A 13820-nucleotide genomic window follows, 5' to 3' on the forward strand; every position below is an offset into this window, starting at 1 on the left:
GAGCCGGGCGCGGTTAGCGGGGGACCGGGTCGAGGGTGGTGACCGTCAGGTCGCCCGCCGCGTGGCGGGCTCGCAGCACCTTCTTGTCGTACTTGCCGACGCTGGTCTTGGGGACCTCCTCGATGGTCGTCCAGTGTTCGGGGAGCTGCCAGCGGGCGAGCCGTTCGCCGAGGAAGGCGCGCAGCGCGGCGTAGTCCACCTCGCCGGTGGTGACAGGGACGACGCAGGCGAGCGGGCGTTCGCCCCACCGTTCGTCGGGCACGGCGACCACGGCCGCCTCCCGTACCTCCGGGTGGCCCATCAGCAGCCCTTCCAGCTCCACGGAGGAGATCCACTCGCCGCCCGACTTGATCACGTCCTTGGCGCGGTCGGTGAGGCTGAGGTAGCCGTCGGGGGTGATGGTGCCGACGTCGCCGGTGCGCAGCCAGCCGTCCGGGCTGAAGCGGTCGGCGGGGCGCTCGGGGCCGGTGGCGTCGGCGCCGCCGTAGTAGCCGCCGGCGATCCAGGGGCCGCGCACCTCCAGCTCGCCCGCCGCGGTGCCGTCCCAGGGCATCTCGGCGCCGTCCGGGCCGATCAGGCGGGCCTCGACGCCGGCCGGGAAGCGGCCCTGGCTGAGCCGGTAGGGCCACTCCTCCTCGGGGGTGAGGCCGGGCGGCGGCTGGGAGGTGGTGCCCAGGGGGGAGGTCTCGGTCATGCCCCAGGCGTGGGCGACGCGTACGCCGTACCGCTCGTCGAGGGTGCGCATCAGGCTCTCGGGGCAGGCGGAGCCGCCGATGGTGACGGATTCGAGGGCGGAGATGTCGCGGGGGCGTTCGGCGAGTTCGTGGACGAGGGCCTGGAAGAGGGTGGGCACGGCGGCGGCGTGCCGGGGGCGTTCGGCGGCGATCATGTCGGCGAGGGGCCCCGGCTGGAGGAACCGGTCGGGCATCAGCAGGCTGAAGCCGGAGAGCAGGGCGGCGTGCGGCAGGCCCCAGGAGAGCACGTGGAACTGCGGGACCACGGCCAGGGACACGTCACCGGCGGTGAAGGCCATCGACTCGGCCATGTTGACCTGCATGGAGTGCAGGTAGATGGAACGGTGCGAGTAGACGATGCCGCTGGGGTCACCGGTGGTGCCGGAGGTGTAGCACAGGGCTGCGGCGGCGCGTTCGTCCAGGTCGGGCCACGGGTACGTGGTGGGGCGGCCGGCGAGCAGGTCCTCGTAGTCGTGGACGCGGGCCCGGGTGCCGTCCAGGAGTGAGGTGTCGCCGGGGCCGCTGACCACGATGTGCTCGACCCGGTCGAGGGCGGGGAGCAGGGGCGCGAGCAGCGGCAGGACCGAGCCGTTCACGATGATCACGCGGTCGTCCGCGTGCTGGATGATGAAGCTCAGCTGGTGGGCGGGGAGCCGCAGGTTGAGGGTATGGAGGACGGAGCCCATGGCGGGGATCGCGAAGTACGCCTCGACGTGCTCCGCGTTGTTCCACATCAGGGTGGCGGCGGGCTGCCCGGGGCGGACGCCCAGCTCCCGCAGACCGTGGGCCAGCTGAGCGGCGCGGGCGCCGATCTCGGCGTAGGTGCGGCGCCGGGTCGTGGCCGGGTCACCGGTCCAGGTGATCACCCGGGAACCGCCGTGGATGCGCTGCCCGTGGCGCAGTATGCGTGTGACGGTGAGCGGTACGTCCTGCATCGTGCTGAACACCGGAGCCTCCCGAGGTCACTCTGAGTAACACCATGATGCCTCGGCAGTCTGACAGTGCGGACGCGATCTGTCAGGAGGGTGTGCGGGACGCGCTGTCCGCGCGGGGTTCCCGGCCCGGGTCACGCAGGCCGGATCAGGCGGCGAGGACCTGGGGGCGGGTGACCGCCACCAGCTCGGTGTCCTCGCGCAGCTTGGCCAGCGCCCGGGAGACGGCGCTCTTGACGGTGCCGACCGACACCCCGAGGAGTTCGGCGGTGGCGGCCTCACTCATGTCTTCGTAGTACCGCAGGACGACCATGGCGCGCTGCCGCTCGGGCAGCTTGCGCACGGCCTGCCACATGGCCTCGCGTATCGCCTGCTGCTCGGCCGGGTCGGGCTCGGGCAGCGGGTCGGGCTCGGGCAGCTCGTCCACCGCGTACTCGTCGACGCGGCGCTTGCGCCACTGCGAGGTGCGGGTGTTCACGAGGGCGCGCCGGACGTAGCCGTCCAAGGCGCGGTGGTCCTCGATGTTCTCCCACGCCACGTACGTCTTGGTCAGCGCGGTCTGGAGCAGGTCCTCGGCATCGCTGGGGTTGGCGGTCAGCGAGCGGGCCGTACGCAGCAGCACGGGGCCGCGTGCCTGCACGTAGGAGGTGAAGGTCAGCGGCGTCCCCGACTGGGCCGTCCTGGGCGTGGTCATGGAAACCAACGTAGGCGGGGGCACCCCCTCACCGGATCGGCCACAGGTCGCGATGAGGTATCCCCCCCAGGGAGTAGAGGTGGTCCTGGTGACACCTCCCAGGGGTGGAGGAGCGGTGCACGTCTCCTCAGGGGTCCTCAGGGATCTCCCTGGTGATCGGGATGATCGTCCGCGACCGTCCAAGACCGTCCGCGAGCACACGTGACCGGAGACACGACCGCAGACACCACCACAGACATGACCGTGCGGCCGTACCTTCCGGTACGGCCGCACGGCCTGCCCCTGCCCGGTCACCCTCTGATGACGCACCCCGGTGGGGTGGGCTCAGTGGGCCCGACGGTTCACCACAGGGGGGTGAAGATGACCTGGAAGTTCGTGGTGTCCTGGTCGATCGCCACGAAGGCCGCGTCCTTCACCTGGGCGGCGTTGCTCTGGTTGGTCGCTCCGGTTCCGGTGGCACCCTGCTGGATGGTGCCGGAGTTGCCGGTGTTGATGCCGGCCACCCCGCTGCCGACGGTGCTGATGGCGGTCGCGTCGGAGGCGAGACCCGCCAGGGCGCCACTGTCGCCTACCAGCGCGTGGGCGGTGCCACCGAGCAGACCTACCGCCAGCGGGACCGAGGCGGCGGCAGCGATGACACGGGCGGTGCGGATGCTTGCCATGGAATTCCTCCAGTGAACCGAAGTGGTTGTTGAGCACGACGTCGCGGAAGCAGAGTTGCCCAACCCCACTCCGGTCATTCGCACTCCACCGGGTCATTCCCTCGCACGAATGAAGAGGTCGCGATAAACGTCTTCAGCCGACACGAAAGGCTGAACCCACCTCAGGCAGAGGTGGTCAGTTCTTCGATTCTCTGGGCGAAATCGACGGCGGGAAGCGGCAGTTCGATTTCGTCGACGAAATGTACGGCGTCCGGCACATACCGCAGGACGGCGCTGGCCACGTCCGTCAGACAGCAGTGGTTGCCGCGCAGCAGGCCCAGCACGCGCAGCACCAGGTCAGTGGTGGCGCCGCCGCTCTCGGTGCTCTCACCGGCGTCCGCGGCCTCGCCGGAACACTCGGCGGCCTGGCCGCGCCACAACTGCGCCTCCCACACCTCTCCGAGGGTGAGGTGGTGCAGATACAGGCAATAGGCGGCGGCACCGTCCCCCGCGCCCGCAGCGAACTGCCACCAGAACCGGGCGCTGTCCTCGCGACCGGCGAGCTGGAGCACACAGCCCAGCACCCGCGCCCCGTCCGGGTGCGGAATACGCCGGCCCAGAAAAGCGGACATGTGCTGGAGCGCGCCCTCCCGTTCGATGACGGTGCGGCACAGAATCTCCAGATGCCCGGCGGCCTCGGCGTCGATCTGCACCCGGCGCGGCGGCAGCGCCTCGCCCCGTACCGAACGGATCTCGTCGTCGAAGTGCAGGGCACCGAACAGCACACGGTGGGTGATGCGCGCGGCCAGCCGCAGTTCGGCGGCGTCCAGCTCGGCCTCGGTGTAGGGCCGGGCCGTGAGAGTGGCCTTGGCGAGCATCCGGTCAATCGGCGAGATCGGTGAGGTCACCGCTGCCTCCTTCCCGGTCGAGGCCGAGTGCTTCCTTCAGCCGCCGCCTGGCGTAGCGGGCGGTGGAACGGACCCCGGGCACGCTGATGCCCAGCACATCGGCCGTCTCCTGGACACCGTAGCCAAGGCAGTACAACAGGACGATCACATCATGCTGCCGTTCCGGCAGCTCCCGGATCGCCTGGTAGATGCTGAGGCTCTCCTCCAGTTCGCCGACCGGGTCCACGGCGTCCCGCAGGGCGGCGGTCTCGAAGGCGGCGGTGTCCATCACCACGGGCCGGCGGCCGCGGGCGCGGGCGGCGTCCAGCGTGCGGCTCCTGAGGATGGCCCAGGCGTACCCGGCGGGGCTGTCCAGCCGCAGCGCCTCGCCCCAGTCCTCGGCGAGCTGCTCGAAGGCGGCGTCCACCACGTCCTCGGCACCGGGACGTTCCCCCAGGTACAGCTCGGCCCAGCGCACATAGGCGGGCCGGTACAGCTGGTGGAACGCCCGGAGGTCCGCGGGCAAGGGCACCACCCCCGCCAACGGGGCGCGAGATGCTTCGGTCACCGGTACCCCTCCTGGGCGCGTAGGGCGGCGGGAGTGTGACGCGGGATCACAGACCCACAGGTCCTCTCAAGTCGTGCGCGGCGAAGACACGTTGTGCGCCCTCTGCCCCTCGCAACGAACAACGGGACCCCATCGTGCATCATCAAGACCAGAAAACTTACGGAATGAAGCGTTCCGACTACCCGAAACGATCATTCCCGGGCATACGTCGAGGGGCACCGCCGTACGGAAACGCGTCGTTCCGGACTCCGCGGCACCCCTGGCGAGAACGGTGGCCCGTGGACCGGGGACGGCATCGCCACCCCGACGGTCCTCACGACCACGCATTCCGCCGAGCAAGCCCAGCTTCCTGACCTGCGCCAGTGGCAGGCAACCCCTACCCTACCGCCGCCACTTGCCGACGGAGCCGGTCGTGACGGCCCCAATAGCGGTCCGACGGCCGGTCGGCCACAGGAAACGGGGTACCCCTCCGGACGAAACCAAGACCTTTGCCAGACAGGTAGGGTGACGTCACATCACCTCCTGAGCCCGCACTGAACGCCCCTGGCGCGACAGTCGGCAGGGGTCTCCTCCGGGAGCCGGGAAGGAGGTGATGTTGATGGCACGAGCGCGGCGACAGCGGCAGCGGTGCACGCCCCCGCAGCGGCCCCATTGGCCGGTCTGGGCGGTGGTGACCGTTTCCGCGCTGGGCGCTGTCTCTGCCGTCGCGAGCTGCATCGAGGCGTTCGCTCGCTGAGCGTGGGCTTCGAGGTGAAGGACCGGCCGACGGGCCACCGTAGGGTGGGCCCGACCGCGATGTAATCGGCCGGGCCCACCCGCATCTCGCACTGGGCCTGTCCTCGGCGGCTACCGGGGGCAGGCCCTTTCGTGCGAGAGCTCTGAGCACCCAAGAGCCTCTTTTGCATGAACCATCACCCGTGCTCCTGGGCAGCGCGCCGACGCCTGGACATGCGCGCTCGGTGCCCCTTCCCGGACGGCGAAGCTCCATCGCCGCGACCGGCGCACGGTCCCGCTTCCGTGGCCAAGCTGCTTGTCAATCAGCTTGTCAATCAGCTTGACCAAGCGCCTTGGCCACATCGTATGCGACACCCTGTGGCAACGTCAGGTGACCATCCCGCGTCGCATCCCGACCGCGGATGCCCCCCATGCACAGCCCGATCCTTTGCACCGCGCGGGAGTGTCCCTCTCCACCCCGCCGCCACAGGAAGGCAGGCACCCAGCTGGGACATCGGCCCACTGCGATGTCGCACCGGACGTGACGGAGGGGGTGTCCGGGGTCCGGACACCCCCTCGGGGTCGGCGGTCAGCCGTGCTGCGGAGACTGTGGGATTTGAACCCACGGTGACATCGCTGCCACGACGGTTTTCAAGACCGTTCCCTTAGGCCGCTCGGGCAAGTCTCCCCTGCCGTCCGTCGGGACGGCAGGAGTAAGGGTAACGGCTCGCGGTGGGTGGGACGGTGCTACGCGTCGCCCACCCGCTCGCCCAGCACGATGTCGGCCGTGTGCTCCTGGCCGCCGCGCTGGTACGTCACCGGGACGGTGTCGCCCGGTTCGTACGCCCAGATCTCGCTGATCAGCGTCGGACCGCTGTCGATCACCCGGTCGCCGAAGCGGGTGATCACATCGCCCGGCTGCAGGCCGGCCTCGGCGGCCGGGCCGCCCGGGGTGACCGCGTCGGTGCCCGCGGCGTCGGCGTCCGAGATCTTGGCGCCCAGGGTGTCGCCGCGCGTCTCCACCGAGGCGCCGATGATCGCGTACACCGGCTGACCGTTGTCGATCAGATCCTGCGCGACGCGCTGCGCCTGGTTGATCGGGATCGCGAATCCGAGACCGATGCTGCCCGCCTGGCTCTGGCCCATCCCACTTCCGGGGGTGGACTGGATCGCCGAGTTGACGCCGATGACCTCGCCGTCGCCGTTCAGCAGCGGGCCTCCGGAGTTGCCCGGGTTGATCGAGGCGTCGGTCTGCAGCGCGCTCATGTAGGAGGCGCTGCCGCCCTGGCCGTCGCTGGAGGCCACTGGGCGGTTCTTGGCGCTCACGATGCCGGTGGTGACCGTTCCGGACAGGCCGAACGGGGCGCCGATGGCGATCGTGGCGTCGCCCACCGCCACCGCGTCCGAGTCGCCCACCGGCAGCGGCACCAGGTCGCGGTCCCCCGCGTCCAGCAGGCGCAGCACCGCCACGTCGTACCCCTCGGCGCGGCCCACGACCTCCGCCTCGTAGCTGGTGCCGTCCGAGAAGGTGACCGTCAGGGTGCCCCCGTCGGCGGCCGAGGCCACGACGTGGTTGTTGGTGAGGATGTGGCCCTGCTCGTCGTAGACGAAGCCGGTGCCGGTGCCGCTCTCGGTGGTGCTCTGCGCCTCGATCGTCACCACGCTGGGCAGTGCCGCTTCCGCTATCCCGGCCACCGACTCCGGTGGGCGCGCGGAGGTGCCCTCGCCGGTGCCCGAGCCGGATGCCGCCGTACTGGTGGTGGCCGAGTCGCCGTCCGCCACCAGGTAGCCGACACCACCGCCGACGCCGCCCGCCAGCAGTGTCGCGGCGATCACGGCCGCGATCAGGCCGGTGCGCCGCTTCTTGGGCGGCGGGGCGCCCCCGAACGCCGTCCACGGGACATCGGGCGGACCCGCCGGGGGACCCACCGGCGGGCCGACCGGACCGCCGAACGCGCCCGGCGGCGGACCGGCGGGCGCCGGCGGCGCCTGCGCGCCCGTCACGGTCGGGATCGGCGCGGTCGGCGGCGCCACGGGGGCGGGCGGCGGGCCCGGGGCGGCCGGCGGCACGGGGACGGGCGCCGTCGCGGGCGCGGCCGGGGGCTCCTCCGGCGTGACCGCCGCCGGGGCCGGGGTGGGCCGCTCCTCCGGCTGGGCCAGGCCCTCCTTCTCGGTGCTCACAGCTGTCTCCTCGGGTGCACGAGCGGTCGGGGGTGGTGCGGGGCAGTGCGGGAAGTCTTCCCCAGTGTCTGTCAGCGGGACGTAAACCCGGTGCATGACAGGATGAGCCGATGGAACCCGCACCCCACCGGATTCAGGTGATCGCGCACCGGGGCTCCTCCGAGGACGCCCCCGAGCACACCCTGGCCGCCTACCGGCAGGCCATCGAGGACGGCGCGGACGCGCTGGAATGCGATGTCCGGCTGACGGCGGACGGCCATCTGGTGTGTGTGCACGACCGGCGGGTCAACCGCACCTCCAACGGCCGCGGCGCCGTGTCCACCCTGGAGCTGGCGCAGCTGAACGAGCTGGACTTCGGCTCCTGGATGACGCCCTCCGGCGGTGCCGAGGCGCCCGACGCCGCCGATCCCGAGCGGACCACGGTGCTCACCCTGGAACGTCTGCTGCGGCTGGTCGCGGACGCCGGCCGGCCGATCGGGCTCGCCATCGAGACCAAGCACCCCACCCGCTGGGCGGGGCGGGTCGAGGAGCGGCTGCTGGAACTGCTGGACGCGCATCCGCTGCCGGGCCAGGTCCGCGTCATGTCCTTCTCCGCCCGTTCGCTGCACCGGGTGCGCAAGGCCGCCCCACAGCTGCCCACCGTCTTCCTGATGCAGTTCCTGCTGCCCAGGAACCGCACCGGCCGGCTGCCCGCCGCCGCCTCGATCGCCGGCCCCGGCATCCGGATCCTGCGCCGTGATCCCGGTTATGTGGAACGGGCGCACCGCGCCGGTCACCGGGTGCACGTGTGGACGGTGGACGACCCTGCGGACGTCGAGCTGTGCGCGCGGCTCGGGGTCGACGCGATCATCACCAACCGGCCGCGTACGGTGCGTGACCAGCTGAGGCGCATGGGTTGACCAAAGCCTGACAGGGAGTGCACCGGCGCATTCGCTTCGTATCCGATCATTACGAATACGTCAACGGATGGGGCACGGCCGGTTTCCGCTTTCCGCCCCGGGGGCATCCCCTTCTTGGCGTGGGGCAAAGGAGGTCTCGGGGGTGGCGTTGGTGGTAACTCAGCAGGTACCGACGTCGTCGTCCATGTCGGTCCCCCATGGCCCCGGTGGCGTGGGGACGGCACGACGGCGTATGCGATCGGAATTGCTGGAAAATGGTGCCAGGGAATCGGTCATCGACGATGCGGTATTGATCCTTTCCGAACTGCTCAGTAATGCATATCGACATGCACGGCCACTGAACGAAGGCCGCCATGTCCGGGCGTCCTGGTCCCAGGACGCCGACGGTGAGATCACCATCTCGGTCACGGACGGTGGCGGGCCGACCCGGCCACGCGCCGGCTCCCCGTCCGTCACGGCGCGCGGCGGCCGCGGGCTCACCATCATCACCTCGCTCGCCCGCGCCTGGGGCGTGCACGACGCCGATCCGTCCGGCGCGGTGACGGTGTGGGTGGTGCTGGACCCGCGCTGAGGGGCGGCGGGCGGCCCGCGCGGAGCCACTAAGCTCGCGGCGAAGCCGTAGGAGTACGCGACACACGCAGGAGAGCCGTCCGCATGGCCAAGAAGCGCCGCCCCCGTACCCAGCCCAGCGCCGCGGCCACGCCGCAGCTCACCGACGGCGAGATCCCCGTCGTCGGCGCGCGCGAGCCGTGCCCGTGCGGCTCGGGACGCCGCTACAAGGCCTGCCACGGCCGCGCCGCCGCCCAGGCCGCCACCGAGCTGGTCCGCCGCCCCTTCGAGGGCCTGCCCGGCGAGTGCGACTGGGTCGCGCTGCGTGAGCTGGTGCCCGCCGCCACCGTGCCGCTGACCCTGCGCGAGGGCCTGCCGCAGGACGTCCCGGCGCTCACCCTGGCCACCGTGCTGCCGATGGCCTGGCCCGCGCTGCGCCGCGACGACGGCGCCGTGCTGCTCGGCCTGCAGAACGACACCGCCACCGGCGACCTCTCCCGCGACCTCGCCGATGTGCTCACCCGCGCGCTGGCCACCACCCCCGGCAGCCCGGTGGCCGCCGCCCGCACCACCTCCGGCGGGCCCCGGCTCCAGGACCTGCTGGACCTGTCCGCCCCGTTCGTGCCCGAGGTGCACAGCGGCTTCGAGTTCTGGCTGGACGACGCCGAGTCCGCCACCGGCGAGGTAGCCGCCTCCCTGGAGCGCGCCAACGCCGCCGCCGTGCCCACCACCCGGCTGACCGGTGTGGACGCCGCGTACTGGTGCCGCACCCCCGACAAGAACCACCTGCGGTGGGTCATGCCGCACCCCGAGGACCAGCTGCTGGACGCGCTCGCCCGGCTGCACGCCGCCGGCGCGTCCTCCCTGGGCGAGGACACCCGTCTGGTGGGTTCCTTCCGGGCCCACGGGCTGACCGTGCCGGTGTGGGACCTGCCCAGCGCCTTCGGGGCCGAGGAGTGCGAGAAGCCGGCCACCGCGTTCGGCGAGCGGCTGGCCGAGGCGCTGGCCGCGACCACCCCGCTCACCCCCGAGGAGCGCAAGGCCCGCAGCGGCCTCACGAACCGTCAGATCACCCTGAACTAGGCGCGATAGAGCACAGAGAAGCCCCCGACCTGCGGTCTCCCGCCTGCCGGGGGCTTCTGTCGCCCCTCGTGGGCCGTCTGTGGGCCGTCAGCCTGCCCTGAACTGCTCGAACACCCCGCTGATGACCCGGCGCGTCCGTTCGCGGCTGCTCGGCATCAGGTGGGCATACACCCGCAGTGTCATCGAGGTATCGGCATGACCCAGGTACTCACTCACCGCCTTGATGTTCTCGCCACCGTCGAGCAGCACCGACGCGTAGAAGTGCCTGAGCGCGTGCATGCCGTGTTCCCGGGCCGCCGCCGGACGTTCACCCTCCCGAGGCGCGGGGATGACGCCTGCGGCCACGAGAGCGGGCTTCCATGCCAGCTTGTTGAAGTCGCCCCGCCGGACGTTGCCCCCGCCCGGTGTGGTGAACACCAGCCGGGCCGTAACCGGCGGCCCGTCAAGCCGCTTCCACGGCAGAGTGACGCTCATGGGCGTGTACTCCTTCATGTGGGCCCGGAGACTCGCCGCCACGGCGGCAGGGAGCGGCACGTCTCGTTCTTTGTCGCACTTCGGCGGCGCGAACACCGGCTTTCCTCGGATGAGCTTCACCTGTCGGACCACGTGCAAGGTGTCCGACTCGAAACTCAGCGCGTCCGTTGCCAGGCCGAAGACTTCCCCCTGCCTGAGCCCGCATCCGCCGGCCACGTCCGTCATAGCCCGGTAGGGCGGTGGGAGCGCGGCCCGGACGGCGAAGACGCGTTCCGGCAGCCATGGGACAACTCGCTTGGCGTCAGCAGTCGGCGGCCGTACGGATTGGGCGGCGCACGGGTTGCGACTCAGGTAGCCGTCGTCCACGGCGGCGGACAGAACGGCCCGGACATTGCCATAGATCACGTGGCCGTATGAGCCGGGGATACCGGCGTCTTCGATGTCACGGATCCACTTCCGCATATGGGCAGGCTGGAAAGACCCGAGCGGACGAGAGCCGATGTAGGGGAAGACGTGCAACCGCAGGCGGCTCTCTACCGCGTCACGGGTCACGATGTCCGTGGTCTGCGACGCGAGCCACTGTTCGGCGTACTGCTGGAAGGTGGTGCGGGCGTTCTTGGGGTCGATGTACTGGCCGCGTTCCATGTCGGTACGGGTGTGGTCGAGCCACTGTTCGGCCTCACGGCGCTTGCGGTCGGGGAAGCTCTTGCTCTTCTCGGTGCCGTCGGGGCCGATGTAGCGGGCGCGGTAGCGCAGGCCGGTGCCGTGGCGGTCGGTCTTGACGCGTTTGGTGGTGCCGTCGTTCTGCTTCTCGTCTTTGAACCAGCGGTCTTGGATGTGGCCTGCCATCGGCGGATGTTCCCCTTGTCGTGTGGCTTGTCGCTTGTCTTGTCGCTTGTCGCTTGTCGCCTTGCAGGTCAGAAGGCGTTTTCGTGCGCCCTGCGGCGCCCCGCCCCAGGTGTTCGCGGGCGGGGCGACAAGCGACAAGCGGTGAGTGGTTCAGGCGGCGTTGTACTCGGTGAGGGATGCGACCCAGGCGTGTACGGCGTCGGGGTGGTAGCGCAGGTGCTTGCCGATTCGGATCACGGGCGGCCCGGTGCGGGTCTTGCTCCAGCGGTAGACCGTCTGGACGCTGGGGAGCTGGAGAAGGTGCACGAGGTCTTCGGGGGTGAGGTACTGGGCGGGGAGCTGGTTCGCCGGGGCGGGCGACTGGTTGCCCGGCCGACGACGGGCGGCGGACCGGTCGGCCCCCGACTGGACACCCCGACCGGTCGCCCCGACTCGGGGGTGTTCAGCGGTGTTCAGTCGGGTGTTCACCGCGTTCACGGCCCCCGGACCGGTCGCCTTCAGAGGCGGGCGTCCGGGCCGGTCAGAGGGCGACCACTTGACCCGACTGGACACCCCGACCGGCGGGTGTTCAGCGGCGTTCACCGCGCTCCCATCGGCGTTCACGGTGCTCGTTGGGGTGTTCACGCGGCCACCTCCAGGGCCCACACGGGGTGCGGGGAGTCGGGTGCGGTCGGGGGGTGGACGGGTGTGGTGTTCGCCTGCGGTCGGGTGAGGAGAATGCCCAGGCGGGCGGCTTCCGCGCGTTCGGTGTCGGGGTCGGCCGGCGGGGGCCCGGGAGGGGGCGTGAACACCGGGTGGACACTCGTGGTGTGCACCTGAACGAGGGGGGTGTTCACCTGGACGCCGGGGGTGTCCACCCCGGGCGCCCGGACCGGGCCGGGAAGGTCCTCGGTGGGCTTGTGGAGCGGCGGCGTGAACACCTTGTGGTTGTCGACGTGGACGGGCCGTACGGCGTTGATGAGGACGCCCGGGGTGTTCAGCAGCACCCAGACCAGAGTCCAGGGCAGCGCGCTGCCCTTGGCCTGGTTGCAGGGATCACAGGCGATCACCAGGTTCCGGGGCTTGTTCATCGGCCACAGGCAGTGCGGGATGTAGTGGTCCAGGGTGGCCCCGGCCATGTCCGGGCCGAACGGCACCCGGCAGTAGTGGCAGTGGGCCCCGTCACGCTCCACCAGGTGCGCGAGGATGTCCCGGCGGATGGAGCCCTTCAGGCGCGGTTTCGTGGTCCGCTCCATGCCGGTCACCACCCTTCCCGCACGCCGCGCTGGGCGGCGGGGGAGGCGGGGGCGACGGCCCCGTAAAGGGTGGTGCCGTGGTCGGGGCGCACGATGAGCGGGAGCTGCCAGGCGCCACTGTCGGTGGCTCGTTGCCAGCACGCGGCCCGGCGGCGGGCATCGGGCATCGAATGCCGGTAGAGCCAGCGGCCGGCCGTCGCGCCGTCCGATCCGCGTACGGGCCCGGTGTCGGTGCCGGGGGCGAACTCGTCCGCGAACGCGGTACCGAGCTGGCGGAGCATGAGCGGGGGAAGGTTCCCGCGGCTGGTCGCCCGGATGGTGGCGGCCCCGCCGATGGGGTGAGTGTCGGCGAGGTAGAGCAGCGCGGCGACTTCCCCGGTGTTCATGGGGCGGGCGGTCGCGCCGTGGTACCAGTAGGCCAGACACAGCCTCCAAGCCGCGTGGCGGCAGGCGTGGACCTCCCAGAACTCCTCGACGTCTTCGAGGCCCTGAAAGGCAAGGGCTTCCTCCCGCAGACCGTCCCGCCCCAGACGGCCGGCCGTTCCTTCCACGGCCGCGTGCAGGGTCGGAAGGCTGTGGTCATCGAGCTCGTCAACCTGCGCCTCGAACAGCGCCGCCCCGACTTCGAGGTAGGACAGCTCCCCCGCACGGGTGGGGACGGTGGGCAACGGGGCCCCGGCAGCGCGGCGCTCGCGCAGCCGGGGGCCAGGGGCGGGGGCCGGACGCCCGCCCATGAGGGCGAGCAGTCCGGCGGCGGTACGCGCGTTCACAGGGACACCGCCACAGCCTCAGCAGCGGCACGGGCCCGGATGTCCGCCATCAGGGCGGCCCCGTACGGGCACGGCGGCACATAGGCGCCCGGGGCGCCCCAGGTGCGGCACAGCCGCCACGCGTACGACCACGCGTCGGTGGCGTCCGGGTCACCCAGCGCCTCACCCTCCAGCTCGCACAGCCGCTCCTGGAGCCCTTCCACACCGAGCACCCGCACGACGTCACCGACGACGGCGAACAGCTCCTCATCGGTCGCCAGCAGCGGAACGCGGTCCGCATCCAGGTACAGCGCCACCGCGATCAGCTCACGGGACAGCAGCCCCACACCGGCGACCGGTACGAGCGGGAACGCCGGGGCCTTCATCAGGGAAGTCAGCACGCTCATGCCTCGATCCCCCAGCCCTCCGACCGGACCGGCCCCGAGGACCAAAGGACCTTCTCCGGCTCGAAGAGCGACCGAGGAGCCACCACGTAGCCGGTGGACTCCTCACCGTCCGACTCCGCTTCGACCACACGATCAACCGCAAGCTCAGGCATCATGGAACAACCCCTTTCAGGGGACTCAGGGGCGCGGTGTTCTTGCTGCCAGGCGGGCACCGCGCCCTTTCT

At 71.3% G+C, this 13820-nt stretch carries 15 protein-coding genes and 1 tRNA gene; 3 read left to right on the forward strand and 13 right to left on the reverse strand.

The annotated features are described in order from the left end of the window. Nucleotides 1-13: 13 nt before the first annotated feature. The 7 genes from ACTFAP_RS13595 to ACTFAP_RS13625 form a co-directional block, all read right to left on the reverse strand. Complete coding sequence (locus ACTFAP_RS13595) at nt 14-1681, reverse strand: long-chain fatty acid--CoA ligase (protein ID WP_500469228.1); 1668 nt, start codon at nt 1679-1681, stop codon at nt 14-16. Nucleotides 1682-1814: 133 nt separating this feature from the next. Beyond that, entirely contained in the window at nt 1815-2360 is a 546-nt protein-coding gene (locus tag ACTFAP_RS13600) for a SigE family RNA polymerase sigma factor (protein WP_030732344.1), read from the reverse strand. Nucleotides 2361-2701: 341 nt separating this feature from the next. Then, nucleotides 2702-3022, reverse strand: a complete 321-nt coding sequence (locus tag ACTFAP_RS13605) for a hypothetical protein (RefSeq protein WP_390118007.1) — start codon at nt 3020-3022, stop codon at nt 2702-2704. A gap of 161 nt (nt 3023-3183) precedes the next feature. After that, nucleotides 3184-3909, reverse strand: coding sequence for a hypothetical protein (locus ACTFAP_RS13610; protein WP_500469229.1), 726 nt, complete (start codon nt 3907-3909; stop codon nt 3184-3186). Then, nucleotides 3884-4456, reverse strand: a complete 573-nt coding sequence (locus ACTFAP_RS13615) for a sigma-70 family RNA polymerase sigma factor (protein WP_500469231.1) — start codon at nt 4454-4456, stop codon at nt 3884-3886. The genes ACTFAP_RS13610 and ACTFAP_RS13615 overlap by 26 nt, the downstream gene beginning before the upstream one ends. Before the next feature lie 1315 nt (nt 4457-5771). After that, nucleotides 5772-5858, reverse strand: a tRNA-Ser gene (locus ACTFAP_RS13620). 59 nt (nt 5859-5917) lie between these two features. Then, on the reverse strand, nt 5918-7351 hold the full coding sequence (locus tag ACTFAP_RS13625) for a S1C family serine protease (protein ID WP_500469232.1): 1434 nt from the start codon (nt 7349-7351) through the stop codon (nt 5918-5920). A gap of 110 nt (nt 7352-7461) precedes the next feature. Here ACTFAP_RS13625 and ACTFAP_RS13630 point away from each other — a divergent pair, with 110 nt between their 5' ends. From ACTFAP_RS13630 to ACTFAP_RS13640, 3 genes are all read left to right on the forward strand, one after another. Beyond that, nucleotides 7462-8250, forward strand: a complete 789-nt coding sequence (locus tag ACTFAP_RS13630; RefSeq protein WP_400011492.1) for a glycerophosphodiester phosphodiesterase — start codon at nt 7462-7464, stop codon at nt 8248-8250. Nucleotides 8251-8392: 142 nt separating this feature from the next. Continuing rightward, nucleotides 8393-8821, forward strand: a complete 429-nt coding sequence (locus ACTFAP_RS13635) for an ATP-binding protein (protein ID WP_390117999.1) — start codon at nt 8393-8395, stop codon at nt 8819-8821. An 83-nt stretch (nt 8822-8904) separates the two neighbouring features. Further along, nucleotides 8905-9882 carry a DUF5926 family protein gene (locus tag ACTFAP_RS13640; RefSeq protein WP_500469234.1) on the forward strand — a complete coding sequence of 326 codons (978 nt, stop codon included), beginning with the start codon at nt 8905-8907 and terminating at the stop codon, nt 9880-9882. A gap of 87 nt (nt 9883-9969) precedes the next feature. On the opposite strand, the gene ACTFAP_RS13645 is transcribed toward ACTFAP_RS13640, so the two are convergent. The 6 genes from ACTFAP_RS13645 to ACTFAP_RS13670 all read right to left on the reverse strand — a co-directional run bounded on the left by ACTFAP_RS13645 (nt 9970) and on the right by ACTFAP_RS13670 (nt 13751). Next, nucleotides 9970-11205: a tyrosine-type recombinase/integrase gene (locus ACTFAP_RS13645; RefSeq protein ID WP_500469236.1), complete on the reverse strand. Its 1236-nt coding sequence runs from the start codon at nt 11203-11205 to the stop codon at nt 9970-9972. 150 nt (nt 11206-11355) lie between these two features. Continuing rightward, complete coding sequence (locus tag ACTFAP_RS13650) at nt 11356-11673, reverse strand: helix-turn-helix transcriptional regulator (protein WP_500469237.1); 318 nt, start codon at nt 11671-11673, stop codon at nt 11356-11358. Nucleotides 11674-11825: 152 nt separating this feature from the next. Then, on the reverse strand, nt 11826-12440 hold the full coding sequence (locus tag ACTFAP_RS13655; RefSeq protein ID WP_500469238.1) for an HNH endonuclease: 615 nt from the start codon (nt 12438-12440) through the stop codon (nt 11826-11828). A 5-nt stretch (nt 12441-12445) separates the two neighbouring features. Beyond that, entirely contained in the window at nt 12446-13210 is a 765-nt protein-coding gene (locus ACTFAP_RS13660) for a hypothetical protein (RefSeq protein WP_500469239.1), read from the reverse strand. After that, nucleotides 13207-13596 (reverse strand): hypothetical protein, encoded by a 390-nt coding sequence (locus ACTFAP_RS13665; RefSeq protein WP_500469240.1) that lies wholly within the window; start codon nt 13594-13596, stop codon nt 13207-13209. Before ACTFAP_RS13665 ends, ACTFAP_RS13660 begins: the two co-directional genes overlap by 4 nt. Beyond that, a complete protein-coding gene (locus tag ACTFAP_RS13670; protein WP_500469241.1) occupies nt 13593-13751 on the reverse strand; it encodes a hypothetical protein in 159 nt (52 codons plus the stop codon). Before ACTFAP_RS13670 ends, ACTFAP_RS13665 begins: the two co-directional genes overlap by 4 nt. Nucleotides 13752-13820 lie beyond the last annotated feature (69 nt).

The organism is Streptomyces sp. PH9007, from assembly GCF_059813725.1.